The 24865-nt window shown below is 66.9% G+C and carries 24 protein-coding genes; 5 read left to right on the plus strand and 19 right to left on the minus strand.

Features of this window, described 5'->3' with window-relative positions; translation table 11 throughout:
• Window positions 1–63: 63 nt before the first annotated feature.
• Entirely contained in the window at window positions 64–426 is a 363-nt protein-coding gene (locus G6N18_RS10900) for a CD225/dispanin family protein (RefSeq protein ID WP_083001118.1), read from the minus strand.
• Between the two features lie 59 nt (window positions 427–485).
• Between G6N18_RS10900 and G6N18_RS10905 the strand changes: the two genes are divergently transcribed.
• Window positions 486–1232 carry a beta-phosphoglucomutase family hydrolase gene (locus tag G6N18_RS10905; RefSeq protein ID WP_234806129.1) on the plus strand — a complete coding sequence of 249 codons (747 nt, stop codon included), beginning with the start codon at window positions 486–488 and terminating at the stop codon, window positions 1230–1232.
• Entirely contained in the window at window positions 1229–3586 is a 2358-nt protein-coding gene (locus tag G6N18_RS10910) for a glycoside hydrolase family 65 protein (protein WP_083000912.1), read from the plus strand. The genes G6N18_RS10905 and G6N18_RS10910 overlap by 4 nt, the downstream gene beginning before the upstream one ends.
• 2 nt (window positions 3587–3588) lie before the next feature.
• Here G6N18_RS10910 and phoU read toward each other — a convergent pair whose 3' ends face one another.
• From phoU to guaB, 5 genes are all read right to left on the minus strand, one after another.
• Entirely contained in the window at window positions 3589–4248 is a 660-nt protein-coding gene (phoU, locus tag G6N18_RS10915) for a phosphate signaling complex protein PhoU (protein ID WP_083000913.1), read from the minus strand.
• Between the two features lie 49 nt (window positions 4249–4297).
• Complete coding sequence (locus tag G6N18_RS10920) at window positions 4298–6034, minus strand: GMC family oxidoreductase (RefSeq protein WP_083000915.1); 1737 nt, start codon at window positions 6032–6034, stop codon at window positions 4298–4300.
• 76 nt (window positions 6035–6110) lie between these two features.
• Window positions 6111–6317 carry a zinc-ribbon domain-containing protein gene (locus G6N18_RS10925; RefSeq protein WP_059165077.1) on the minus strand — a complete coding sequence of 69 codons (207 nt, stop codon included), beginning with the start codon at window positions 6315–6317 and terminating at the stop codon, window positions 6111–6113.
• Between the two features lie 23 nt (window positions 6318–6340).
• Complete coding sequence (locus G6N18_RS10930; RefSeq protein ID WP_179962425.1) at window positions 6341–7477, minus strand: GuaB3 family IMP dehydrogenase-related protein; 1137 nt, start codon at window positions 7475–7477, stop codon at window positions 6341–6343.
• Between the two features lie 26 nt (window positions 7478–7503).
• A complete protein-coding gene (guaB, locus tag G6N18_RS10935; RefSeq protein ID WP_272937592.1) occupies window positions 7504–9006 on the minus strand; it encodes an IMP dehydrogenase in 1503 nt (500 codons plus the stop codon).
• Window positions 9007–9243: 237 nt separating this feature from the next.
• On the opposite strand from guaB, the gene G6N18_RS10940 reads away from it, so the two are divergent.
• Window positions 9244–9648 carry a DUF5319 domain-containing protein gene (locus G6N18_RS10940; RefSeq protein ID WP_067226169.1) on the plus strand — a complete coding sequence of 135 codons (405 nt, stop codon included), beginning with the start codon at window positions 9244–9246 and terminating at the stop codon, window positions 9646–9648.
• Between the two features lie 2 nt (window positions 9649–9650).
• Here the strand turns inward: G6N18_RS10940 and G6N18_RS10945 are convergent, their stop codons facing one another.
• From G6N18_RS10945 to G6N18_RS10955, 3 genes are all read right to left on the minus strand, one after another.
• Window positions 9651–10781, minus strand: a complete 1131-nt coding sequence (locus G6N18_RS10945) for an anti-sigma-D factor RsdA (protein ID WP_083000919.1) — start codon at window positions 10779–10781, stop codon at window positions 9651–9653.
• Complete coding sequence (locus G6N18_RS10950) at window positions 10774–11352, minus strand: sigma-70 family RNA polymerase sigma factor (RefSeq protein ID WP_067226176.1); 579 nt, start codon at window positions 11350–11352, stop codon at window positions 10774–10776. The genes G6N18_RS10945 and G6N18_RS10950 overlap by 8 nt, the downstream gene beginning before the upstream one ends.
• A gap of 88 nt (window positions 11353–11440) precedes the next feature.
• Window positions 11441–12223, minus strand: coding sequence for a hypothetical protein (locus tag G6N18_RS10955; RefSeq protein ID WP_083000921.1), 783 nt, complete (start codon window positions 12221–12223; stop codon window positions 11441–11443).
• Between the two features lie 370 nt (window positions 12224–12593).
• Here G6N18_RS10955 and G6N18_RS10960 point away from each other — a divergent pair, with 370 nt between their 5' ends.
• The gene (locus G6N18_RS10960) at window positions 12594–12884 is read left to right on the plus strand and encodes a WhiB family transcriptional regulator (RefSeq protein ID WP_067226182.1); all 291 of its coding nucleotides are present in this window, start codon (window positions 12594–12596) and stop codon (window positions 12882–12884) included.
• Window positions 12885–12891: 7 nt separating this feature from the next.
• Here the strand turns inward: G6N18_RS10960 and G6N18_RS10965 are convergent, their stop codons facing one another.
• From G6N18_RS10965 to G6N18_RS10990, 6 genes are all read right to left on the minus strand, one after another.
• On the minus strand, window positions 12892–13947 hold the full coding sequence (locus G6N18_RS10965) for a 3-deoxy-7-phosphoheptulonate synthase (protein WP_083000922.1): 1056 nt from the start codon (window positions 13945–13947) through the stop codon (window positions 12892–12894).
• Between the two features lie 227 nt (window positions 13948–14174).
• Window positions 14175–15455 carry a cytochrome P450 gene (locus G6N18_RS10970; RefSeq protein ID WP_083001119.1) on the minus strand — a complete coding sequence of 427 codons (1281 nt, stop codon included), beginning with the start codon at window positions 15453–15455 and terminating at the stop codon, window positions 14175–14177.
• A gap of 2 nt (window positions 15456–15457) precedes the next feature.
• Window positions 15458–16933 (minus strand): aldehyde dehydrogenase family protein, encoded by a 1476-nt coding sequence (locus G6N18_RS10975; RefSeq protein WP_083000924.1) that lies wholly within the window; start codon window positions 16931–16933, stop codon window positions 15458–15460.
• On the minus strand, window positions 16930–17682 hold the full coding sequence (locus tag G6N18_RS10980; protein WP_179962427.1) for a carboxymuconolactone decarboxylase family protein: 753 nt from the start codon (window positions 17680–17682) through the stop codon (window positions 16930–16932). The genes G6N18_RS10975 and G6N18_RS10980 overlap by 4 nt, the downstream gene beginning before the upstream one ends.
• Window positions 17683–17762: 80 nt before the next feature.
• Window positions 17763–18584 (minus strand): mycofactocin-coupled SDR family oxidoreductase, encoded by an 822-nt coding sequence (locus tag G6N18_RS10985; protein ID WP_083000928.1) that lies wholly within the window; start codon window positions 18582–18584, stop codon window positions 17763–17765.
• The gene (locus G6N18_RS10990) at window positions 18581–19411 is read right to left on the minus strand and encodes a mycofactocin-coupled SDR family oxidoreductase (RefSeq protein WP_083001120.1); all 831 of its coding nucleotides are present in this window, start codon (window positions 19409–19411) and stop codon (window positions 18581–18583) included. Before G6N18_RS10990 ends, G6N18_RS10985 begins: the two co-directional genes overlap by 4 nt.
• A 100-nt stretch (window positions 19412–19511) precedes the next feature.
• Between G6N18_RS10990 and G6N18_RS10995 the strand changes: the two genes are divergently transcribed.
• Window positions 19512–20102: a TetR/AcrR family transcriptional regulator gene (locus tag G6N18_RS10995; protein WP_234806130.1), complete on the plus strand. Its 591-nt coding sequence runs from the start codon at window positions 19512–19514 to the stop codon at window positions 20100–20102.
• A gap of 19 nt (window positions 20103–20121) precedes the next feature.
• On the opposite strand, the gene nagA is transcribed toward G6N18_RS10995, so the two are convergent.
• The 4 genes from nagA to groES form a co-directional block, all read right to left on the minus strand.
• Window positions 20122–21264 (minus strand): N-acetylglucosamine-6-phosphate deacetylase, encoded by a 1143-nt coding sequence (nagA, locus tag G6N18_RS11000; protein ID WP_083000931.1) that lies wholly within the window; start codon window positions 21262–21264, stop codon window positions 20122–20124.
• Window positions 21261–22670 (minus strand): sugar porter family MFS transporter, encoded by a 1410-nt coding sequence (locus G6N18_RS11005; RefSeq protein ID WP_082949484.1) that lies wholly within the window; start codon window positions 22668–22670, stop codon window positions 21261–21263. The genes nagA and G6N18_RS11005 overlap by 4 nt, the downstream gene beginning before the upstream one ends.
• A 144-nt stretch (window positions 22671–22814) precedes the next feature.
• Complete coding sequence (gene groL, locus G6N18_RS11010) at window positions 22815–24440, minus strand: chaperonin GroEL (protein ID WP_083000933.1); 1626 nt, start codon at window positions 24438–24440, stop codon at window positions 22815–22817.
• Window positions 24441–24545: 105 nt separating this feature from the next.
• Window positions 24546–24848, minus strand: coding sequence for a co-chaperone GroES (groES, locus tag G6N18_RS11015; protein WP_046754122.1), 303 nt, complete (start codon window positions 24846–24848; stop codon window positions 24546–24548).
• Between the last annotated feature and the right edge of the window lie 17 nt (window positions 24849–24865).

The following is a 24865-nucleotide window of genomic DNA, read 5'->3' on the forward strand; positions in this document are numbered from 1 at the left end:
CGGGCCAGTCTAGTTGGCGGTCTCGAGGTCACCCGTGCAGTGCGGCGAGCGGGCGGATGGAGGTCACATGCCGTAGGACATACCACCCGCGACGGCGATGATCCCGTAGATGACGATGACGATCACGCCGGCGATCGCACCCCAGATGGCCCACTTCTTCGCGTCGTCGGACGCCTTCTGCGCCTGCGCGTACTGCCCCTGCGCCCACAACCCGGACACCTTGCTGGCGTACACGATCGACACGATGCCAAACGGCAAGCAGCACAACACCGTGACGAGGATTCCCCACACGAGGTTGCTCTCAGGCTGCTGCGCGGGAACACCGCCGGGCGGCGGCCCGTACCCCTGCGGCGGCGGGGGCGGAGGCGGAGGGTCGACCGCGTGATCGGCACCCCTGGGGACCTTCGCTGCAGTAAGTTCCTCGATGCGCAAGCATGTCCGCGCGCGATAACGGGAATGGGTTAATGGTGCCTGGAACCGAAGAGCTGACGGAAAAGCTTGGTCTGCCCGCCGGGATCCGCGCGGTGCTGTTCGACCTCGACGGCGTGCTCACGGACACCGCGAGCGTGCACAAAAAGGCGTGGAAGTCGATGTTCGACGACTTCCTTCGACAGTGGGCCGAGCGCACCGGCGAGGTGTTCACGCCGTTCGACGTCCAGACCGACTATCTGAGCTACGTCGACGGCAAGAAGCGGGAGGACGGCGTGCGGTCGTTCCTGTTCAGCCGGGACATCGAGGTGCCTGACGGTAACCCCGATGACGGGCCCGAGCGCGAGACCGTGTTCGGGCTGGGTAACCGGAAGAACGAGATGTTCCAGCACGTTCTGCAGACCGACGGTGTCGAGGTGTTCGAGGGATCGCGCCGCTACCTGGAGGCGGCCGCGAACGCCGGACTGGGGATCGCGGTGGTCTCCTCAAGCGCGAACACGCGCGAGGTACTCGAATTGACCGGGCTAGCGCAATACGTGCGACACCGGGTGGACGGTGTCGTGCTGCGTGAGGAGAACATCGCGGGAAAGCCCGCACCGGATTCGTTCCTGCGTGCAGCGGAACTTCTCGGCGTCGAACCCGCTCACGGCGCCGTGTTCGAAGACGCGCTGTCAGGCGTGGCGGCGGGACGGGCCGGCCACTTCGGTCTGGTCGTCGGCGTCGACCGGGTGGGGCAGGCAGAAGCGTTGCGACGCAACGGAGCCGATGTCGTGGTGTCCGACCTGGCGGAGTTGCTCGCATGACGTTCAACGACGATGTTTTCCCCGTCGAGCCGTGGCAGGTGCGGGAGACGTCGCTCGACCTCGACATGCTCGCGCAGTCGGAGTCGCTGTTCGCGCTGTCGAACGGTCACATCGGATTGCGCGGAAATCTCGACGAAGGTGAACCTCACGCGCTACCGGGCACATACCTGAACTCGTTCTACGAGTGCCGACCCCTGCCGTACGCCGAGGCGGGATTCGGCTACCCCGAGGACGGGCAGACCGTCGTCAACGTCACCAACGGCAAGCTGGTGCGGCTGCTGGTCGACGACGAACCGTTCGACGTGCGCTACGGCGCGCTGCACGAACACGAACGCGTACTCGATCTGCGGGCAGGCACCCTGACGCGCATCGCGCTCTGGGAGTCACCGGCGGGCAAGAAGGTCAAAGTCGTTTCCACGCGCGTGGTTTCGCTCACTCAACGCAGTGTCGCCGCCATCGAGTACGTCGTCGAGGCGGTAGACGAATTCGCGCGGGTGACTTTGCAATCTGAACTCGTCGCCAACGAGGAGTTGCCGCCCTCGTCGAAGGACCCGCGGGTGTCGGCCGTCCTCGAGAAGCCGTTGGACCCGGTGCAGCACGAACACTCCGACCGCGGCGCCATCCTGCTGCACCGCACCCGGGGCAGCAACCTGATGATGGCCGCGGCGATGGACCACGACATCGAGGTCCCGGGCCGTTTCGAGGTCGATACCGGTGCGGGCCTGGACTGGGCCAACACCACGGTGATCTGTGGGTTGCGGCCGGGCCAGCAGCTGCGAATCGTCAAGTACCTGGCTTACGGGTGGTCAAGCCTGCGGTCGCGGCCGGCCCTGCGTGACCAGGCTGCCGCCGCGCTCAGCAGCGCCCGGTACACCGGCTGGCGAGGTCTGCTCGATGCGCAGCGCGCGTATCTCGACGATTTCTGGGACGGCGCCGACGTCGAGGTGGAGGGCGACCCCGACTGCCAGCAGGCGGTGCGCTTCGGGCTTTTCCATGTGTTGCAGGCCAGCGCCCGCGCCGAGCGCCGGGCGATTCCCGGCAAAGGACTGACAGGAACGGGTTACGACGGCCACGCCTTCTGGGACACCGAGGGTTATGTCCTTCCGGTGCTGACCTACACCCATCCGAAGGGGGCGGCCGACGCGTTGCGTTGGCGCGCGTCGATCCTCCCGCTCGCCAAGAAACGGGCGGCTCAACTCGATCTCGAAGGTGCCGCATACCCGTGGCGCACGATCCGCGGCGAGGAGTGCTCGGCGTACTGGCCGGCGGGCACCGCCGGATTTCACGTCAACGCCGACATCGCGATGGCGTTCGAGCGGTACCGGATCGTGACAGGCGACCACTCCCTGGAAGCCGAATGTGGACTCAACGTGCTCATCGAGACGGCCAGGCTGTGGCGGTCGCTCGGGCATCACGACCGACACGGAGTCTGGCATGTCGACGGTGTGACAGGGCCGGACGAGTACACCGCGGTGGTGCGCGACAACGTGTTCACCAACTTGATGGCCGCGGCCAACCTGCGGGCAGCCGCCGACGCCTGCGCGCGCAACGTGGACGCGGCCCACGCCGCGGGCGTCAGCACCGAGGAGATGGCCGCTTGGCGCCACGCCGCCGATTCCGCGCACATTCCGTTCGACGAGGAGTTGGGTGTACACCCCCAGTGCGACGGTTTCACCACGCTTCGCGAGTGGGACTTCACGAGCAACACGATCTACCCACTGCTGATGCACGAGCCCTACGTCCGGCTCTATCCGGCTCAGGTGATCAAGCAAGCCGACCTGGTGCTGGCGATGCACCTACAGGGCCACGCGTTCACCGCCGAGCAGAAGGCCCGCAACGTCGACTACTACGAACGGCGCACGACCAGGGATTCGTCGTTGTCGGCGTGCACACAAGCGGTGATGTGCGCCGACGTCGGTCATCTCGAACTCGCCCACGACTACACCTACGAAGCCGCGATGATCGACCTGCGGGACCTGCACCACAACACCCGCGACGGCCTGCACATGGCCTCGCTCGCCGGAGCGTGGACCGCGCTGGTGGCCGGCTTCGGCGGGTTACGTGACGACGAAGGGGTGCTGTCGCTGGACCCGAGGCTGCCCGACGGCATCTCGTGTCTGCGATTCCGCTTGCGGTGGCGGAACTTTCGGCTGACCGTCGACGTGAACCACGACGACGTCACTTATGCACTTCGCGACGGCCCGCACACCTCGCTGCGGATCCGCCACGCCGGCGAGGACCTGGAGCTTTCGACCCAGGAGCCGACGACCGTGGCGGTCCACCGGTGCGAGCCGTTGCTGCCGACGCCGCAGCAGCCGCTGGGCCGGGAGCCTCTGCGCCGGCGTCGGGTGTAGCGCTAAGCCATCTGCTTGTGCACCGGCAGACCACCGGTCGCCTCGAACACCACGCGCCTGCCGATCTCCACGGCGTGGTCGGCGAAGCGTTCGTAGTAGCGGCCGAGCAACGCGACGTCGACCGCGGAACACACCCCGTCCTGCCACTTGTGGTCCATCAGCAACGTGAACAGGTGCCGATGCTCGGCGTCGACGGCGTCGTCCTCGTCGCGCAACCGCGCCGCCTTCTCGGGATCGCGCGACATCAGTACCTCCTGTGCCGACTTCGCGAGTTCCACCGCCCGCTCCCCCATCTCGGCGAAGCTCGCCCGCACGTCGGCCGGCAACGCGCAGTCCGGGTGGCGCAACCGCGAGATCCCGGCAACGTGAACGGCCAGCGCACCCATCCGGTCGATGTCGGCGGCGACGTGGATGGAGCCGACCACCGTGCGCAGCTCACTCGCGACGGGTTGCTGCAGCGCGAGAATCCGCAGCGCAGCTTCCTCCGTCCGCCGATTCAGCGCGACGATGTGCTCATGGTCGGCGATGACCTGCTCGGCCAGCGACAGGTCGGCCTCGAGCAGCGCCTGGGTCGCGCGTTCCATCGCACTGACCGCCAGCCCGCACATCTGCCCCAGTTGGGCGCACAGCCCGGTCAATTGCTCGTGATACGCGGTCCGCATCGCGACTCTCCTCCCTCAGAGGATGTCAGGTACCCCTATCGGCGAGCTTTCAACCAGCCGAGCTGACCGGCTCGATCGGCAGCCGCCGCAGCGCCGCCGGCGCGTCTGCGGGGACGACCGGGTGTTCCGGCGGTACAGGCGCCAACCGCCGGTACGGCAGGCCCTGCTCCGGCCGAAGGTCCTGCTGCCCCTTGTTCGGCCACAGCGACGTCGCGCGTTCGGCTTGGGCGGTGATCGAAAGTGACGGATTCACACCGAGATTCGCGGAGATCGCCGCCCCGTCGTGCACCGACAACGTCGGATAGCCGTACGCCCGGTGGTACGGATCGATGACACCGTGCTGCGGGTCGTCACCGATGGCCGCACCGCCGAGGAAGTGCGCGGTGAGCGGGATGTTGAACAGCTCGCCCCAGGTGCCGCCCGCGACGCCGTCGATCTTCTCTGCGATCCGCCGTGTCACCTGGTTGCCGACCGGGATCCACGTCGGGTTGGGCGCACCGTGACCCTGCTTGCTCAGATACCGCCGGACGCCGAACCTGTTCCGTTTGGTGTAGGTGGTGATCGAGTTGTCGAGATGCTGCATCACCAGGGCGATCAGCGTCCGCTCACTCCACTGCCGGACGTTGAGCATGCGCAGCGTGCCTCGGGGGTTTGTTCGGGCGTTGTGAAAGAACTGTTTCCAGCGCGGTACATCGGTTCCTTCCGGCCCGGCCCCATCGGTCATCAGGGTCTGCAACAGTCCCATCGCGTTCGAGCCCTTGCCGTAGCGCACCGGTTCAATGTGGGTGTCGGAGGTGGGGTGGATCGACGAGGTGATCGCGACGCCGTGGGTGAGGTCGAGATCGGGCGTCACCTCGAAGCGTCCGGCTCCCACAATCGATTCGGAGTTCGTCCGTGTCAGCACCCCCAGCTTGTCCGACAGCTTGGGCAGCTTGCCCTTGTCGCGCATTTTGAACAACAGCTTCTGGGTGTTGTACGTCCCCGCGGCGAGCACCACGTGCTGCGCGGTGAACGTCCGCTTCTTTCGGCGCACCCAACTGCCGGTGCGGACGGTGTGCACGTTCCACAGCCCGTCGGGACGCTCCTCGAAGCCGGTGACCGTTGTCATCGGAAAGACTTGCGCCCCAGACTTTTCGGCCAGATACAGGTAGTTCTTGACGAGGGTGTTCTTGGCGTTGTGGCGGCACCCGGTCATGCATTCTCCGACTTCGATGCAGCCGGTCCGCGCGGGCCCGGCACCACCGAAGTACGGGTCGGGCACCGTCACGCCGGGCGCCTTGGTGCCGTCCGGGCCGAAGAAGACGCCCACCGGTGTCGGCACGAAGGTGTCGCCGACCCCCATCTCGTCGGCGACCTGCTTGACGACGCGGTCGGCGTCGGTGAACGTTGGGTTCGTGACGACACCGAGCATGCGCTGCGCCTGGTCGTAGTGCGGCATCAACTCGGCGCGCCAGTCGGTGATGTCCTTCCACTGCGGGTCGTTGAAGAACGGATCGGGCGGCACGTACAGGGTGTTGGCATAGTTCAGCGACCCGCCGCCTACGCCCGCGCCGGCCAGGATCATCACGTTGCGCAGCAGGTGGATCCGCTGGATTCCGTACATGCCGAGCTGCGGCGCCCACAGGAACTTGCGCAGATTCCACGAAGTCTTGGCGAAATCCTCGTCGGCGAAGCGCCGACCGGCTTCCAGCACGGCGACGCGATATCCCTTTTCGGTCAGCCGCAGGGCGGTGACGCTGCCGCCGAACCCCGAACCGATCACCAGGACGTCGTAGTCAGGTTCCATCGGACCAGTATGGCGTTACCGAGGGGTAACTTCTAGACAGGGCCGCCAAAGTTGTAAAGCGCTTGCTCGCGCAAGATCAGATGCCGACGGCGGTGCCGCAGATGCCGCAGACCTCGAACTGCCTGCGGTTCCAGCGTGCCACCGGCACGAAGAACAACGTGAACTGCTTGAACTCGCGGACCCGCGACCACTGGGTGGTGTTGTGGCAGCGCGGGCACGTCCTGACCTCCCCGGCACCGAGGTGTTGCTGTTTGGTGCCGTAACCGAAGAGGAAGAAGAACACCCCGCTCAGCGTAGGCGTGCAGCTCAGCTTCCGACGGCCAGGCCAACCTTCTGGAACTCCTTGAGGTCGCAGTATCCCGCCTTGGCCATCGAGCGCCGCAGCCCCCCGACGAGGTTCAGCGAGCCGAACGGATCGTCGGACGGGCCGGTGAGAACCTGTTCCAGCGACGGCCGTTCACCGATCGCGACCTGCAGGAACGCGCCCCGCGGCAGGGACGGATGGGCGGCCGCGGCGGGCCAGAACCAGCCATCGCCCAGCGCCTCGGCCGAGCTGGCCAGCGGCGTGCCGAGCACCACCGCGTCCGCTCCGCACGCGATGGCCTTGGCCAGATCGCCGGAGGTGTGCATGTCGCCGTCGGCGAGCACGTGCACATACCGTCCACCGGTCTCATCGAGGTATTCCCGGCGCGCTGCGGCCGCGTCGGCGATCGCGGTCGCCATCGGCACGCTGATGCCGAGGACCTCGTCGCTGGTGGTCACGCCGCTGGTCGAGCCGTAGCCGACGATCACACCGGCCGCGCCGGTGCGCATCAGATGCAGAGCGGTGCGGTGATCGAGCACGCCGCCCGCGACCACCGGCACGTCGAGTTCGGCGATGAAGGTCTTGAGGTTCAACGGCTCTCCGGCGCCCTGGTTTTGGGCTACACGTTCGGCCGAGATGATCGTGCCCTGAATGACCAGAAGGTCGATGCCGGCGGAGAGCAGCGCAGGAGTCAGCGCCTGCGCGTTCTGCGGGCTGACCCGCACCGCCGTCGTCACGCCGGCCTCGCGAATCCGCGCGACGGACGCGCCCAGCAGGTCCGGGTCCAGCGGCGCGGCGTGAAACTGCTGTAGCAGCCGGATCGCCGCCGATGACTCGGGCTCCTTCTCGGCCGCCTCGATGACCTGGGCGATCTTGGCCTCCACGTCGGCGTGCCGACCGATGAGGCCCTCGCCGTTGAGAACCCCCAGGCCGCCGAGCCGGCCCATCTCGATGGCGAACTCCGGGGACACCAGCGCATCGGTGGGATGGGCGACCACCGGGATCTCGAACCGGTAGGCATCCAGTTGCCAGGCGGTCGAGACGTCCTGAGACGACCGCGTGCGCCGCGACGGGACGATGTTGATGTCGTCGAGTTCGTAAGTGCGGCGGGCGGTTCGGCCCATGCCGATCTCAACCATGTCTCGCATGGCGGCGGATCCCCCTGTCAGCGGGTGTAGTAGTTCGGCGCCTCGACGGTCATCGTGATGTCGTGGGGGTGGCTCTCTTTGAGCCCGGCAGCCGTGATCTGCACGAACTGCGCCTGCTGCAACTGTTCGATCGTCGCCGATCCGGTGTACCCCATGGCGGCACGCAGGCCACCGGTGAGCTGGTGGATCACTGTCGAGAGCGGCCCGCGGAACGGGACGCGACCCTCGATGCCTTCGGGCACCAGCTTGTCCTCGGACAGCACGTCGTCCTGGAAATAGCGGTCCTTGCTGAACGACTTGGCGGCGCCGCGGCCCTGCATCGCGCCGAGCGACCCCATGCCGCGGTAGCTCTTGAACTGCTTGCCGTTGACGAAGATCAGCTCGCCGGGCGACTCGCCGGTGCCCGCCAAAAGCGAGCCGAGCATCGCGGTCGACGCTCCCGCGGCCAGTGCCTTGGCGATGTCGCCGGAGTACTGCAGCCCACCGTCGGCGATTACTGGCACACCCGAGGGTGCGCATGCGGCAACGGCTTCCATGATCGCGGTGATCTGCGGTGCTCCGACGCCGGCCACCACGCGGGTGGTGCAGATCGAGCCCGGCCCGACCCCGACCTTCACCGCGTCCGCTCCGGCTTGCACGAGGGCGGCCGCCGCGGCTCGCGTCGCGACGTTGCCGCCGATCACGTCGACCCGGTCGCCGACGGCGGCCTTGACGCGGCTCACCATGTCCAGCACACCGCGGTTGTGCGCGTGCGCGGTGTCCACGACCAGCACGTCGACCCCGGCGTCCGCCAGCGTCATCGCCCGCGTCCAGGCGTCGTCACCGACACCGACCGCGGCGCCGACGAGCAGCCTGCCGTCTTTGTCCTTGGTCGACAACGGGAACTGTTCGGTCTTGACGAAGTCCTTGACGGTGATCAGCCCGGTCAGCTTGCCGTGCCCGTCGACGATCGGCAGCTTCTCGATTTTGTGGCGGCGCAACAGGCCCAGCGCTGCCTCGGCGGACACCCCCTCGCGCGCGGTGATCAGCGGCGCCTTGGTCATCACCTCGGAGACGGGCTTGGATTGGTCCACCTCGAACCGCATGTCGCGGTTGGTGATGATGCCGACCAGCTCGCCGGTGTCGTCGACGACGGGCAGCCCGGAGATGCGAAACCGCGCACACATCGCGTCCACTTCGGCCAGCGTGTTGTCCGGTGAGCAGGTGACCGGATCGGTGACCATCCCGGCCTCCGAGCGCTTGACCGTCTCGACCTGACCGGCCTGCTCGGCCACCGGAAGATTGCGGTGCAGCACACCCATGCCGCCGGCGCGGGCCATCGCGATGGCCATGCGCGATTCGGTGACGGTGTCCATCGCAGAACTGACCAACGGCACCTTGAGCCGGATCCTGCGGGTCAGCTGGCTCGAGGTGTCGGCAGTTGCGGGCACGACGTCAGAGGCGGCGGGCAGCAGCAGCACGTCATCGAAAGTGAGGCCGAGCATGGCGACTTTCGTCGGGTCATCCCCGCCGGTCGGCACAGGCACCGCGATCGGGATGCTGCTTTCGGCAGTCGACGTGGGTATCGACAAAATGAGCCTCCAGTAACAAACGCAGCCGAGCACAGTCGTCGAGCTAGAACCATCCTATCGGCTGCGGACCGGCACCCCGGGCTCACGTGCCATGACGCACACAACTATTGGCGTGCCGCTTGATGAGCCGCCGCCAACGGCCGTAACGGCTGGCGCGATCCCGGGGCCGCTGCGTAGGGTGGACCCGTGCGTGACCACCTGCCACCGGGTTTGCCACCCGACCCGTTCGCCGATGACCCGTGCGACCCTTCGGCGGCGCTGGACGCCCTCGAGCCCGGCCAGCCGCTGGACCCGCAGGAGCGGACCGCCGTCGAGGCCGATCTCGCCGATCTCGCGGTGTACGAGGCGCTTCTCGCGCACAAGGGGATCCGCGGTCTGGTGGTGTGCTGTGACGAATGCCAGCAGGACCACTATCACGACTGGGACATGCTGAGGGCCAACCTGCTGCAGCTGCTGGTCGACGGCACGGTGCGGCCCCATGAGCCGGCCTATGACCCCGAGCCCGATGCCTACGTGACATGGGATTACTGCCGCGGCTACGCCGACGCGTCACTCAACGAGGCGACGTCGGAGACCGACGGCTACCGCTGACGCTAGCTCGGCTCCTCGACCGCGTCCGGGACCAGGACGGTGGTGGTGATCTCCCTCTGAGGCTCGGGCGCCTCCACGATCGGCTGCTCTGACGACGGTTTTGCCGACGGTTGCTCGCTCTCCTGCTGCTCGACCACCGATGGTCGCGACGACGGTGTCGGAACCGGAATCCGGCTGGTCGTCGGTAGCGGCGTGTCCGCGGTCGGCGTCGGCAACGGGGTGCCGGGAGCCGACGTCGGCAGCGGTGTCGGACGCGGGGTGTTTGTCGGGGTCGGCAGCGCGGTGCCGGGCACCGACGTCGGAGTGCTCGGCAGCAGCGTGGGCACCTGTGAGGACGGCGACGGCGACGATGGCGTGGTGCTCGGCTGCGACGACGACGGCGAGGTGGTCGGCGATGACGACGATGGCGTGGTGGTCGGTGACGTGGTGGTCTGCGGCGACGTGGTCGACGATGTGGTGGCGCCGGGCGGCGTGTCGAGCACGACGGCAGGAACATCGGGGAAGCTCGGCAGCGGCGCACCCGGCGGCACGGTGGCCGCGGGGTTCTGGGCCTCGACCTTGACCGTCAACTCCTGCCACTGACTGACCAGCTCTTCCTTGCGCGCGGAGTCGTTCACGGTCGCCACGGTGGTGGTCAGCGTCTGGAGCTTGTCCTGGGCGGCTTGCCACTGACCCTGGTCGATCAGCTGCTGCACCTCGGCCATCTGCGTCTGCGCGGCGAGCACGACCGCGTCCTGGCGGGTGTCCTGTTGCTCGCCGAAGAGCGCCGTGCGCAGTCCGTACAGGGAGTCGCCCGGGCCCGATCCGGCTACCACCGCGCCGAATCCTGCGATGCACAACACCGCGGCCGCGGCCGATCCGACGACCGCCAGCGAGGTGCGGGTGCGTCGGTGCGAAGCGGCGGCGCGGTCCAGGGCCAGCACCGCGTCGCGTGGGGTGACCGTCGCGGTGAGCGGGGCCTCGCGGACCTCGTCGCGCCAGCCGGCCATCAGCTGTGCCAGTTCGGCCTCGCTGGGGTCCGTCGAGTACACCGGCTGCTGGTGCGCCAGCGCATCGAGGAACCGGTCGGTGCGGTTCAGCTCGTTGAGCGACGGGTCTCCCCCGTTCGAGGTCCAGCGTCCGAAATCAGGCATAGTCGCGCCCCGTTGCGACGATCTCGGACTTGAGGCGTGCCAGCGCGCGGTGCTGGGCGACTCGGACGGCACCCGCGGTACTGCCGACGGCGTCTGCGGTCTCTTCCGCGCTCATCCCGACGACGACGCGCAAGATCAGGATCTCGCGCTGTTTTTCGGGCAGTACGGCCAGCAGCTTGTTCATCCGCGCCGACGCCTCGGCGTCCAGCGCCATCTGCTCCGGCCCGGCGTCCAGCGAGAACCGCTCCGGCACGACATCTGTCGGGTCGGATCGGTTCCTGGCCGCTGCGCGATGCGCGTCAGCAACCTTGTGGGCCGCAATGCCGTACACGAAGGCCAGGAACGGGCGTCCCTGATCCTTGTAGCGCGGCAGCGCCGTGATGGCGGCCAAGCAAACCTCCTGCGCAACGTCGTCTGCTGAAAGGCCACTTCGTTCAGTCGCCCCCACCCTTGCGCGGCAGTACCGAACAACGATCGGGCGGATGGTCTCCAGCACCTCCCTGAGCGCGTCCCGGTTCCCTGCCACAGCCTCAGCAACGACAGCATCGAGACGTTCTCCCGAAATTGTCATCGTGGGCGATCTCTCCAACGTTACGAACGGGACCAGTCCCGGAAGGGCGGTCAGCTAAACAATAACTTTGACGTACGCGCGGATCCGGTTACCGCACCGACCACTCGCCGCCCCGCCGACGCACTGTATCGGCACAGCCGTCGCGAAGCACCACCATGTCCTGCGACGAGTGACCGGCGCTGCCGATGTCGGTCAGCAAGCAGGCCAACGCCCATTGCAGCGGAACCATTCCGAGGCATTGCGCGTCATCGAGCGCCGAGTCGGCCATGGTGCGAGCGGCTTCCAGGTCACCGGCGCTGCACCGCGCCGCCGCGAGCACGACGGACGACTTCACTCGGTGTCGCGCCGAACCCAGCGCAGCGGCGTATTCGACGGCGCGTTCGGCATGGGCGACGGCGGCCGCGCCGTCGCCGCGCGCCATCGCGAGTTCGGCGGACACCCAGGCCAGTCGCACCGGCAACCGCGGCGGCGCCGAGGGGGTCAGGATCGCGCCGGCGCCATCCAGCGCGCGCGCCGATGCCTCGAACCGGCGCACCCCCAAGGCGTCGGCGGCAAGACCGATGCACGCGTCTGCCACCGCCTCCGTGTCCGACCCGGCGAGTGCCAACGCCCGCCCGTCCCATCGCCGAGCCCTGGTGTGCCAGCCGAGCTGGCGCAGAAACGACGCCTCGGTGCTGTACGCCAACGCGCGCTCCGGCCCCGCGCTGCGGTACAGCTTGGTCAAGTCGGCACGCGCACTCGCGTAGCGGCCCTGACCGCCCGCGGCGACAGCGCGCAACCACAACCCGCGTGGCGTGGCGGCCGAAGGTAGCGGCCACAGCCCCGGGTCGTCGCCGAAGGCGGCGTTCGCCAGAACGGTGTCTGCGGGCATCGAGTGGCGACGGTATCAATCGACGCGAGGCTTGGTTAACAGTTGATGCTCGCAATGTTACTTCCGTGTAAGCGGAAAGAAGTAGCTGCCGCCACGGAGATCGACGCGAGCTGGAGTAATACGTCCGGCGTTCGACGGCGATGCATTTAATTGGCGCCGTTCGCGTTCCAAAGCGTCGCAATGATGAACGTGATGTAAATTCTTGGCCTGCGGTTATGTCAATGGCCACAGCTTGGGGCTATTGACGGAATTTCGTGAGCACCCCTACTTTATGTGCACGAGTGGTCATCGGCGACTTGAGCTCGAATCGGTTTTGAAACTCACGCACCCGTTGTTTTGTGAAATGGGTGTGCAGAGAGGGGTTTTCCAAATGCCACAGCCGCAACAGCTACCCGGACCGAATGCCGACGTCTGGGACTGGCAGATAGCCGGGCTTTGCCGAGGCGTCGATTCCTCCGTGTTCTTTCATCCCGATGGCGAACGTGGTCGCGCTCGCGTCCAACGCGAGATACGCGCCAAGGAGATGTGCCGGCGCTGCCCGGTGATCGCCCAGTGCCGCGCGCACGCGCTGGCCGTCGGTGAGCCGTACGGCATCTGGGGTGGACTATCCGAATCCGAGCGCGAGCTGTTGCTGAAGCGAGGCATCCGCCGCGCCTCGTGAGCGCTACCTAGCCGCGATCTGCAAGCTCGCGCAGCACCGAATCGGTTGTCGGCCAGTCCATGCACTTGTCGGTGACCGACTGACCGTAGGTCAGCGGCCGGGCTTCGGACGATTGCGCTCCGGCGGCCAGGAAGCTCTCCAGCATCACCCCGCTGACCGGAAGCCCGTCGCGCATGAGCTGCGCCACTTCGCGGGCCACCGCCGCTTGGCGGATGTGGTCTTTGCCGGAATTGGCATGGCTGCAGTCGATTACGACTCGACCGGGCAGCCCGGTCGCGGTCAGTTTCGCAGCCGTCGTGCGCACCGACTCCACGTCGTAGTTCGGCCCACCGGTTCCGCCGCGCAGGATCACGTGGCAATCCTCGTTGCCGGCGGTGTTGACCAGTGCGCCGCGCCCCAGGTCGTCCATCCCGAAGAAGACATGTTGGGCGGCAGCGGCTTTCACGCCATCGACAGCGACCTGAATGTTGCCGTCAGTTCCGTTCTTGAATCCGACGGGCATCGACAATCCGGAGGCCAGCTGCCGGTGCACCTGAGACTCGGTGGTGCGCGCACCGATCGCGCCCCACGCGACGGCGTCGGCGATGTACTGCGGGCTGGTCGGCTCGAGGAACTCGCATCCGACCGGCAGGCCGATATCGATGATGTCCAGGAGCAGGTGACGCGCGATGCGCAGCCCGCGGGCCACATCGAAGGTGCCGTCCATACCCGGATCGTTGATCAGACCCTTCCAACCGATCGTCGTGCGCGGCTTCTCGAAATAGACCCGCATCACGATCTTGAGCCGGTCGCCGAGTTCGTCGGAGACTTTGACGAGCCGGCTGGCATAGTCCAGCGCCGCGGCCGGGTCGTGCACCGAACACGGTCCCACCACGACCAGCAGCCGATCGTCACGCCCGGCGAGAATGTCGGCGATCTCGTCGCGGTCGCGGGCCACCCGCTCGGCGCGCCGAGCACCGAGCGGGAACTCGGTGAGCACGTCATGCGGGCTGGGAATCTCGCTGAAACCGCGGACACGCCGGTCCGACGTGGCAGGAGGGGTGGCGGTCTGCGCCAGGTTCATGTTCGGGTGCCTTTCTTGGTGTGGGCACCTGCGTGACTGTCCGGCGCCCTTGAACGACGAAAGGCAGCGACCTGGTGGTCACTGCCTGGGCTCCGGGTGGATGCGCGCTTAGTGCTGCGCCTTATCGGCTCCGCCCGGAGCCTTGATAAAGCGCCAATAGCTGGCACGCACACCGATGTTCACGCGGGCTAGGCTACACGCCCCTCGTCGTCGGGCCAAATGGCCCTTCATCCGGCCGGCGTGAACTCGATGTGCAATTCCGTGAGACCCCGTAGAAGGAAGGTCGGCTCGTAGACATACCGCCGGTCAGCCGCCGGGCCGTGGGCGGCATCGCTGATCGCGATATCGCGCGTGCGGTCGAGCAGACGCTTGACGGTGATCTGGCCCTCCACCCGGGCCAGGGGCGCTCCGGCACAGGTGTGGATGCCCCGCCCGAAGGCGATGTGTTCGCGAACGTTCTTGCGGTCCGGGCGGAACGCGTGAGGGTCCTCGAACTTGCGTGGGTCGCGGTTGGCCGCACCGAGGCAGAGCATGAGAACTGTGCCGGCCGGGATGTGCACCCCGGCGAGCGTTGTCGTCCTGCGGGTCAGCCGGAAGTCGACCTTCGTCGGGCTCTGCATTCTCAGCGACTCCTCGATGAACCCGGGAATCAGCGCGGGGTCGTCGCGAAGCATCTGCTGGAACTCGGGTCGATCGCCCAGTGTCTGGACTGCTGCGCTGAGCAGTTTGGTGACCGTCTCCTGGCCCGCGGCGAAGAGGAACGTTGCAGGACGGACCACTTCGAGAAGTTCAGGGGTGGATCCATCGGGATACACGGCGGAGGCCATGCCGCTGAGCACGTCGTCGCGCGGATCGCGGCGTCGCTCGGCGATGTAGGCACTGAACTTGTCGTCGAGGTACTTCAACGGGTTGCGGCCAACTGGGCTGCCGTTGAGGGCGCCGACGGTGCTGCCCGGCGCCCTACCGGCACCCAGAGCATGCCTGATCTCCTGTCGATCCTCTTCCGGGACGCCCAGCAGATCGGTGATCGCCAGGGTGGCAAAGGGTTTGGCGTACTCTGACAGGAATTCACACCGGCCGTTACCGATGAACTCGTCGAGTTGTCGGTCGACGAGTTGCCACATGTAGTCCTCGTTCTCTTTGAGCCTGCGAGGTGTCAGGAGCTTGCTCAGAAGTGACCGGGCGCGCTCATGTGCGGGCGGATCCATGACCACCATGTGTTCGAAGATCGGGAACTGATGACGGTGTGCCTCGATCTGCGCCGAGATGTCGTCGCCATCCGGTTCGAACGGCAGGGGCGGGAATGGTCCTCCGATCGCGTTGACCGCCGAGAACGACTCCACGTCCTTGAACGCCGCCATCACCTCGGCGTAGCCCGTCACCGCGACGACACCGTGGTGGGGCTCCTGAAATACCGGGCCCTGAGCGCGCAGGTATTCGTAGTACTCGTAGGGATCCTGGGCGACAGCTTCGTCGGAGAAGTAGTCGACGGACGCCAGATCGGTCACGGTCACCTCATCCCGATGCGAATGTTCTTGCACTGCAGGAACTCCCGCAATCCTTCGACACCGCCGGTGCGGCCGAAGCCGCTCTGCTTGTAGCCGCCGTACGGTCCCTGCGGAGAGATGTCACTGAACGTGTTGATCCAGACCGAACCCGCTTCGAGACTCCGGGCGGCGCGGTGCGCTCGATTCAGGTCCCGCGTGTGCACGAATGCGTTGAGACCGTAGGGCGTGTCATTGGCCAGACGCAGGGCTTCGGCGTCATCGCTGAACCTGATGACCGACACCACAGGACCGAACGTTTCCGTCCGGGCCAGTGCTGAGCTGTTGTCGACGTCGCCGAACACGGTTGGCTCGATGTAGTAGCCGGCCGAGAGATCACCGCTCATCCGGCGGCCCCCTGTCAACAGTTGCCCGGCGCGCCGGCGGCTGGCGTCGTCGATCGTGTTGAGGATGCGCTGCGCGGCGGCTTCGCTGACCACGGGCCCGAAAACCACTGCGGGATCGAACGGATCGCCGACCTTGGCTGCGGCGACGACGGCCAGGAACTTCTCGAGGAAGGCGTCGTACACCGAGTCCTGCACCAGGATGCGGCTGGCACAGGCACAGCTCTGGCCCGATTGCATCAGCGGCCCTTGATGGGCGGACAACATGGCCGCGGCGTCGAGGTCCGCGTCCGCGAACACGAGATTCGCCGACTTCCCGCCCAACTCGGCGACCACGGGAGTGAGGTTGGCCGCTGCCGCCTGCAGCACGGTGCGGGCGGTCGTGCCGCCGCCCGTGAAATGCAGCTTGCGGATGCGCGGGTGCCGCACCAGCGCCTCGCCGCCTTCTGGACCCGCGGGCACGACGTTGACGAGGCCAGGCGGAAGACCCGCCTGCAGGCAGAGCTCGCCGAACCGCAGGGAGGCCAGGGGCGCGAGCTCGGATGCCTTGAACACCACGGCGTTTCCGGCGGCGAGTGCCGGAGCGATGCACGACCCGGCGACGGCGAGCGCGCCGTTCCACGGCGCGATGACGCCGACGACGCCATAGGGCTCGCTTTCGACGAGGTTGACGTCGAATGACCCGTCGACAGGTGTGCTCGACCCGTGCGGCTTGTCGACGTATCCGGCGAAATGACGGAGGAACCGCTCCAGCAACAAGGCGGTGCCGGCGAACGACACGGGGACTGCGTAGTCGTGAACGTTCAGCGCGGCAAGCTCGTCGAGATGGTCGTGGACGATATCCGCGAGATCGATCAACAGGTCACGGCGCCGATCGACGGTCAGCGCCATCCACTCCCGGTGGGCATCCCAGGCGGCGCAGACCGCGCGGTCGATTTCCGGCGCACCGGCGAGCGCAACGGTTGCATTGGGTTGACCCGTCGCGGGAAAGATGTGTGTGTGGTGCGGCACCGACGATGCGGTGATGCGGTCACCGCCCACCAACAGGCCGAATGGTTGGTTCGGTGCGATTTCGCGTGCAACGGGCGCAGCCGTCATGAGGCAGCCTCCGCCTCGACTGCCCACTCCTCGGTCACGCGCTGTTTCTGCTCTTGGATGACCTGGCTGAGGTGCGCGGCTTTCGGCCAGCCGTAGTAGGCGCCGAAATGCAATGCCACTTCGTCCATTTCGTCGAACGACACGTCGCGACTCTTCAGTGCGGCATAAACGTGGCTGAGGATGGGGATGGGCGCATCTTGGAAAGCCACGCACGCCACGGTCACCAACCGGCGCTCCTTCATGCCGAGTCCCGGTCGCAACCACATCTCACCGAATACGAAGTTGAGGATTCCCGCACCGGAATAGGGATTGTCGCGAATCGGCGCGAACGGAATGCAGTTGATGTCTTTGAAGGCCTGCTCACCGACTGACAACCGCGCCTCGGGATCGCTCGGGGTGGTCAGCGGAAGCAGCGGCTCGGGGGTCGGCGTTTCTTGTCCACGCTCGCGGTGAATCCGTTCCCATTGCTCGTCGACCACGATGTTGAAGCGAGACGCCTTCGGCCACCCTCCATATACCGCGAAATGCAGAACGACCTCCCGCATTTCGGCAATCGTCAGATCACCGCTGTTGAGCGTCGCGTACACGTGGTCGCGCAACGGGCCTTCGGCGTCGGCTGCCGCGACACACGGCAGCGTCACGAATCGGCGGTCGCGACGGCTGAGGCCCGGGCGATGCCACACCTCAGCGAGGAAGTCGAGCATCACTGCGCCCGCGGGGTTGAGATCGGCGGGCGCGGGAAGCGTCATCACCTCGGCCAGTCTGCGTCGGGCCGACTCGCGTCGTTCTGCGTCTGTCGTTGTCACATCTTCTCTTTCGTCGACTGCGCCTAGCGCAGGGTGACACCTGCGTCGACCTTGAACTCGAGGCCGGTCACGTATCGGGACTCGTCCGATATCAGGAAGAGCACGGCGTTGCTGATGTCGATCGCCTCGGCCATGACGATGGGCAGCGCGTTGAGGAAGATCGGCACCAAGTCGGGCCGCGACTCGCCGAGCAGACCGTGCAGCGACTCGGGTGTCATTCCCGTCGGCACGCCGGTCGGGTGCACGGTGTTGACGCGAACATTCTGCGCGGCAAGCTCATTGGCCAGCGCCCGGCTCAGGCCGACGACGCCGTGTTTCGACGCGGTGTACGGCAGGTGCAGCGGCGTGCCCTTCAAGCCGGCGGCGGAGCTGATCAGCACGAGGCTGCCGCCGCGGTCGACCAGATGCGGGAGGGCCGCCGCGCACGTGTTCCAGCTGCCGATCAGGTTCACGTCGACGACGGTCCGCCATTGCTCGGAAGTCGTTGTTTCCCAGGTTCCGACGGTCAGCACGCCGGCGTTGGCTACCGCGGCGTCCAACCCGCCGAGTTCACTCACGGCGGCGTCGACCGCCTCGGTCAACGCCGCCGCGTCACGCACGTCGACCACGCTGGTCACCGCCCGGCCACCACACTTCTCCACCAGGCGAGCGGTCTCGTCGAGGTCCTCGGGCGAGGACAGCGGATACTCGACCTCCGGCAGCGACTCACAGATGTCGACCAGGATGAGATCGGCGCCTTCTTCGGCGAGCCTGACGGCGTGGTTGCGTCCCATGCCGCGCGCGGCGCCGGTGACCAGTACGCGCTTGCCGGCTACCCGTCCTGGCTGGGGACCGTTGTCGCTCATAGCTTGTTGCAGAACCCGGCGTCGACGGGGAACGTCACCCCGGTGACGTATCTGGCGTCGTCGGAGACCAGATAGGCGATCGCGGCGCTGATGTCCTCGGGTTCCAGCAATTCGACGGGCATGGGGTTCTGCAGGTGCGGGCCGGCGCCGGGATAGTTCTCGAGGAACTCCGTCATGGCCGGGTTGACGGCCATCATCGTGTTGACCGCTGTCGGGTGCACGGTATTGACGCGAATGTTGGCCGGCGCCAAGGCGTTTGCGAGCGTGCGCATCAACCCGACGATGCCGTGCTTGGAGGCCGCGTAGCCGAGTCCGCCGCCCTGCATGCCGCCGAAGCCCTTCAGCCCGGCGGTCGAACTGGTGAAGACGATGGCGCCGCCGCGGTTGCCCGCCAACAGGTGCGGGATGGCCGCCCACGCGGTGTGGTATGCGCCGTCGAGATTGACTCCGATGGCCGCCTTCCATTGCGCAAGTTCTTCTTCCACGGTCAACTCACGAAACGCCACGGGTGCGATGCCCGCGTTCGCCAAGACGATGTCGAGACGCCCGAACTGTTCGACGCCTGCGTCCACGGCGGACTTCACCTGCGGGAAGTCGCGGACGTCGGCCACCGATGCGGCGATCTTGCCGCCCGTCGCTTCTACCAGCGCGACCGTCTCGTCGAGGTCGTCGCGGCTGGCCATCGCGTAGTGGTTGGCGGGGATGTCCTGGCAGATGTCGACGCCGATGATGCTCGCGCCCTCCCGGGCGAGCCGGATCGCATGGCTGCGTCCCTGGCCTCGCGCGACACCGGTGATGAAGGCGACTCTGCCGTCAAGCGTGCCCACGTGTTCCTGCTTTCTGTCGACCGTCTGCGCGCCGGTAACTTGGTTACTGTCTTCGCACAGTAACATGGTTATCGTGCCGACAACAGGGGACCGCTCAGATGTGAGAGCCGCAGATTCGCCGGCTCGTCAGGGAGCTGATCACCTGCTCGAGGTCGTCGTCGAGCTGCTCGATGAACACGGCGACGAGGCCGTTGCGCTGCGCGAGGTGGCCCGACGGGCGCGCGTCTCGCTCACCACGATCTACAAGCGATATGGCACCCGCGACGAACTGATCGTCGCCGCGCTCGAGTGGTGGATGGAGGCCAACCGGTACTCGGGCTTGCCGACGTCCATCTCGAGCGATTCGAGCGGGTCGGTATACGCAGAGTTGATGCGCGTGCTGCGCACCATTTTCGAGCCGTGGGAGCAGCACCCGATGATGCTGCGGTCCTACTTCCGGGCGCGCACTGCTCCCGGCGGCGACAGGCTGATACAACGCGGCGTCGACGCTGTCGTGCCGGTCGTCAGATCCATTCTGAGCCGGGTCGATCCGGCGTATGCCAAGGATCTCGAAACGATCCTGACAAGCGTGGTTTTCGGGTTTCTGGGACGCTTCGCCGCGGGCGAGATCGACGTGACGGAGATCCTGCCCGGGATCGAGCGCGCCGTGTTCTGGCTGACGACGGCTTACGAGAACCGGCCCGAAGCCTGATGCTCGAACCCGGCTGCTGCTAACTGTGGGGCAGCCAGGCACCGTTGAGCATCACCCGGTGGACATGTAGATCTTCATCCAGCACAACGCAATTGGCGTCCATGCCGACGCGGAGGCTGCCCACGCGGACGAGGTTCAACGCGCGGGCCGGGGTGGTCGCCGTCATCCGTGCCGCCTTGGCCAGCGCCTCATCCGAGCCGCCAAGTTGGCCGACCGTCGTGCGGAAAAGCTGATCCATGGTCGCCGTGCTGCCGGCGATGGTCGACGTTCCCCGCACCCGCGCTATGCGTTCGGTGACCTCCACTTCGCGTGCGCCGATCCGAAATGAGCCGTCCGGCAATCCGGCTGCCGCCATCGCGTCGGTGATCAGCGCGACGCGATCCGGCCCGACCATCTCGATGACCTGCCGCACGAGCGCGGGGTGGACGTGCACACCATCGGCGATGAGCTCCACCGTCACCCGCGGATCTTCCAGCAGCGCCAGCGCCGGACCGGGGTCGCGGTGGTGCAGCGGCCGCATCGCGTTGAACACATGGGTGCCGACGGTCGCCCCCAATTCGATTGCATGCTTCGCCTCGTCGTAGCTGGCATCTGTATGGCCGATGGCAACGACGACATCCGCGTTCGCAACGCGGGTGATGGCGTCGCGACTGCCCGGCAGTTCGGGCGCCAGCGTGACCATCCGGATTGTGCCGTCCGCGGCGGTGAGCAGCGCGTCGATCTCGGCAGGGTCGGGGTTGCGCAACAGCGCCGAGTCGTGTGCGCCGCAGCGCGCCGCACTCAGCCAGGGGCCTTCCAGGTGCGCGCCGGCGACGGTCTTTTGTCGAGTCATCTCGGCGAGCACCCGGACCTGGCGCAGAAGATCGTCGGGTGATGCCGTGACCAGGCTGGCCACCGTCGTGGTGGTGCCGTGGCGCCGGTGGAACTCGGCAGCCAGTTCAATCTCAGAGCGGATGCCGTCCGTGTACGACGCGCCGCCCCCTCCGTGCACGTGCATGTCGACAAACCCAGGCACCACCACGTGCTCCGCGAAGTCGTGGTCGGGCGGTCGCGGTGCCGGGCCGGGGCCGCATTCGATGATTCGACCGGCAGAGGTAGCCAACCAACCCGGCTTGCAGACCTGGTCGTCCAGGACCATGGTCCCCGCGGCGATGAGCGTCACAGCGTGTCGGTCACCTTATCCAGCCCGCGGGCTTCGTCAGGCCAGCGCCCGCCGTTCTCCCAGAAGTGCCGGATCTCTTCGAGCTGACGGCCTTTGGTTTCCGGCGCGAATCGATAGACGAATACGAGCGCGGCCAACGCGAAGGCCCCGAACACCGCGAATGTCCCCCCACCGCCAAGCGAATTGAGCATGGTCAGGAAGAAGGCGGCGACGATGGCATTGGCCACCAGATCGGAGGTGAGCATCGCACTCGAACCCATCGACCGCAGCCGGGTCGGGAAGCTCTCACCGGCGTAAACCCAGACCAACGCGCCGAAGCCGAAGGTGAACCCGATCGTGAACAGCAGCACGCCGAGGAATCCGATCGTGGTGAGCGCACCGCCGAACTCCGTACCGGCCACGAAGACCCCGATCAGCATGGCATTGGCGGCGATCATCATCGCGATGCCGCCCAGCAGGATCGGCCGTCGACCTACTCGGTCGACCAGCATCAGTGAGACGAACACCGCTGCCAGGGCCGCGACCTGGATCAGCGCTGGGAGTATCAGCAGGGCGAAGTTGCCTTCGAAGCCCATGGCCTCGAACAGTCGCGGGCTGTAGTAGACGATCGCGTTGATTCCGGTGATCTGGATGAAGAAGCCGAGCACCACCACGAAAACGGTGGCGCGAAGGTAGGGCCGCCGCAGCATCTCGCGCACCGCGCCGCCTGTTTCTTCCTTGAGCGCGCGGCTGATTTCGGCGAGTTCGGCCTCGACGTCGGCAGCCGGTTCGACCCGCCGCAGCGTTTGACGGGCCTCGTCGACCCGACCCTTGAGCATGTACCACCGCGCCGTGTCGGGCATCCGCAGCAGCGTCAACGCCACGAGCACTGCCGGTATCGCGGCCAGGCCGAGCATCCACCGCCAGCTGCCCGAGCCGGCCAGGAAGTACGCGGCCAGGTAGCCCATGATGATGCCGACGACCGTAGCCACCTGATAGGCGACCAACAACGAGCCGCGGACCTTCGCCGGCGCCGATTCGGCGACAAACACCGGCACGACCACCACCGACACACCGATGGTGAGGCCCAACAGAAAGCGCGACACCAACAGCATGGGCACCGACACCGAGAAAGCACTGAGAAGTGCGAAGGCCGCATAGGTGACGGCGACGAGCACCATCGACTTCTTGCGTCCGATGGCGTTGGCGAGCATCCCGCCGCCGATCGCGCCGGCGATCTGGCCGATGACGATCGCTGTGGTCACCAACTCCTGCTGCCGGGTGGTCAACCCGAATTCGTCGGTGATGAAAAGAAGCGCACCGGCAATGTTGGAGAGGTCGTAGCCGTAGATGACGCCGACACTGGCCGCGGCGACGGCCACCAGCGTTCCCAGGCGGGGGGCCGGCCGGATAGCGGTGTCGCCCACGTTGATCCTCTCGCCAAGTTTAGGTTGGTGTATACCACCGAGTACGCCAATGAGACCTCATGTGTGCTCGGTCTCGACCCGCGCAGGGCGCAGAGATAGAGACGCCCCCGGCCATGACGACCGGGGGCGTTCTGTAGAGCTCAATCAGTGATGGTGGTGCCCATGACCGTGGCCGTGGCCGTCGTCCTCCGGTTCCTCCGGCTTGTCGACGATCGCGGTCTCCGTCGTCAGCACCATGCGGGCCACCGATGCCGCGTTCAGCACCGCCGACCGCGTGACCTTGACCGGGTCGACGACACCGTCGGCGGCGAGATCGCCGAAGGCGCCCGTGGCGGCGTTGAAGCCGTGCCCGGCGGGCAGCTGGGCAACCTTGTTCACCACGACCGCACCGTCGAGGCCGGCGTTGGTGGCGATCCAGTACAGCGGTGCCGAGAGCGCGGCGTGGAACACGTCGACGCCGAGGCGCTCGTCACCGGTCACGCTGTCGCGCAGCTTGTCCAGCGCATCGCGCGCCTTGATCAGCGCCGCACCGCCGCCGGCGATGATGCCCTCCTCGACGGCGGCCTTGGCCGCCGCGACGGCGTCCTCGACGGCTTCTTTGCGCTTCTTCAGATCGGTCTCGGTGGCCGCGCCGACCTGGATGACGGCGACGCCGCCCGCCAGTTTGGCCAGCCGCTCCTCGAGCTTCTCGCGGTCCCAGTCGGAGTCGCTGGCCTCGATCTCGGCTCGCAGCTGCGCTTTACGCGCCTCGATGGCGTCCTTGCTGCCGCCCCCGTCGACGATCGTGGTGCTGTCCTTGTCCACCACCACCCGCCGCGCGGTGCCCAGCACATCGAGGCCGACCTCGCGCAGCACCAGCCCGACATCCGGGTTGACGACCTGACCGCCGGTGACGATGGCGAGGTCGTCCAGGAATGCCTTGCGGCGGTCGCCGAAGAACGGCGCCTTGACCGCGACGGCCTTCAGCGTCTTGCGGATCGCGTTGACCACCAGTGTCGAAAGTGGCTCGCCCTCAACGTCTTCGGCGACGATCAGGAGCGGCTTGCCCGCCTCGGCGACCTTCTCCAGCAGCGGCAGCAGGTCCGGCAACGAGCTGATCTTCTCGCGGTGCAGCAGCACCAGCGCGTCCTCGAGCACCGCTTCCTGGGCGTCGAAGTCGGTGACGAAGTACGCCGACAGGTAACCCTTGTCGAAGCCGATGCCGTCGGTGATCTGCAACTCGGTGCTCAGCGTCGACGATTCCTCGACCGAAACGACGCCGTCGGCGCCGACCTTGGTCATCGCCTCGCCGACCAGCTCGCCGACCTGCTCGTCACGCGACGAGACGGTGGCGACCTGCGCGATGCCGTTCTTGTCCGACACCGGTGTCGCCGCGGCCAGCAGCGCCTCGGACACCGCGTCGGCGGCCTTGGAGATGCCCGCCCCGAGCGCGATGGGGTTGGCGCCTGCCGCGACGTTGCGCAGACCTCCCTTGACCAAAGCCTGCGCCAGCACCGTCGCGGTGGTGGTACCGTCGCCTGCCACGTCGTTGGTCTTGGTGGCGACCGACTTGACCAACTGGGCGCCGAGGTTCTCGAACGGGTCTTCCAGCTCGATCTCACGGGCGATGGTCACGCCGTCGTTGGTGACGGTCGGCCCGCCCCACGCCTTGGCCAGCACGACGTTCCTGCCGCGCGGACCCAGGGTCACCCGCACCGCGTCGGCCAGCTTGTCCACGCCGGCCTCCAGTGCGCGGCGCGCAGTCTCGTTGAACTCAATCTGCTTGCTCATCGCTGTCTTTCCTTACGGTCCGTACGGGCTGCAATTGCCTATGGACGCATGCCGCCCCGGAAATCACCCGCGTAGACGGGGATTCCCGGGGCGGAACACGGGTGCTTACTTGTTGACGACGGCCAGCACGTCGCGAGCCGACAGGATCAGGTACTCCTCGCCGTTGTACTTGATCTCGGTGCCGCCGTACTTGCTGTAGATGACGGTGTCGCCCTCGGAGACGTCCAGCGGGATGCGCTTCTCGCCGTCCTCGTCCCAGCGGCCGGGGCCAACTGCGACGACGGTGCCTTCTTGCGGCTTCTCCTTGGCGGTGTCGGGAATGACCAGACCGGAAGCGGTCGTGGTCTCGGCCTCGTTGGCCTGAACGAGGATCTTGTCCTCGAGTGGCTTGATGTTCACGCTCGCCACGATGGAGCCCTCCACTA

The organism is Mycolicibacterium celeriflavum (genome assembly GCF_010731795.1).
GTDB lineage: Bacteria > Actinomycetota > Actinomycetes > Mycobacteriales > Mycobacteriaceae > Mycobacterium > Mycobacterium celeriflavum.

Bases quoted from the DNA above. Each gene is read 5' to 3' on its own strand.
- groL (WP_083000933.1), bottom strand. From the start codon at position 24,440: ATGAGCAAGCAGATTGAGTTCAACGAGACTGCGCGCCGCGCACTGGAG.
- phoU (WP_083000913.1), bottom strand. From the start codon at position 4,248: ATGCGGACCGCGTATCACGAGCAATTGACCGGGCTGTGCGCCCAACTG.
- G6N18_RS10920 (WP_083000915.1), bottom strand. From the start codon at position 6,034: ATGGAACCTGACTACGACGTCCTGGTGATCGGTTCGGGGTTCGGCGGC.
- G6N18_RS10975 (WP_083000924.1), bottom strand. From the start codon at position 16,933: ATGACGGCTGCGCCCGTTGCACGCGAAATCGCACCGAACCAACCATTC.
- G6N18_RS10930 (WP_179962425.1), bottom strand. From the start codon at position 7,477: ATGGTTGAGATCGGCATGGGCCGAACCGCCCGCCGCACTTACGAACTC.
- G6N18_RS10950 (WP_067226176.1), bottom strand. From the start codon at position 11,352: ATGACAATTTCGGGAGAACGTCTCGATGCTGTCGTTGCTGAGGCTGTG.
- G6N18_RS10985 (WP_083000928.1), bottom strand. From the start codon at position 18,584: ATGAGCGACAACGGTCCCCAGCCAGGACGGGTAGCCGGCAAGCGCGTA.
- G6N18_RS10910 (WP_083000912.1), top strand. From the start codon at position 1,229: ATGACGTTCAACGACGATGTTTTCCCCGTCGAGCCGTGGCAGGTGCGG.
- G6N18_RS10960 (WP_067226182.1), top strand. From the start codon at position 12,594: ATGCCACAGCCGCAACAGCTACCCGGACCGAATGCCGACGTCTGGGAC.
- G6N18_RS10945 (WP_083000919.1), bottom strand. From the start codon at position 10,781: ATGCCTGATTTCGGACGCTGGACCTCGAACGGGGGAGACCCGTCGCTC.
- G6N18_RS10980 (WP_179962427.1), bottom strand. From the start codon at position 17,682: ATGACGCTTCCCGCGCCCGCCGATCTCAACCCCGCGGGCGCAGTGATG.
- G6N18_RS10955 (WP_083000921.1), bottom strand. From the start codon at position 12,223: ATGCCCGCAGACACCGTTCTGGCGAACGCCGCCTTCGGCGACGACCCG.
- G6N18_RS10965 (WP_083000922.1), bottom strand. From the start codon at position 13,947: ATGAACCTGGCGCAGACCGCCACCCCTCCTGCCACGTCGGACCGGCGT.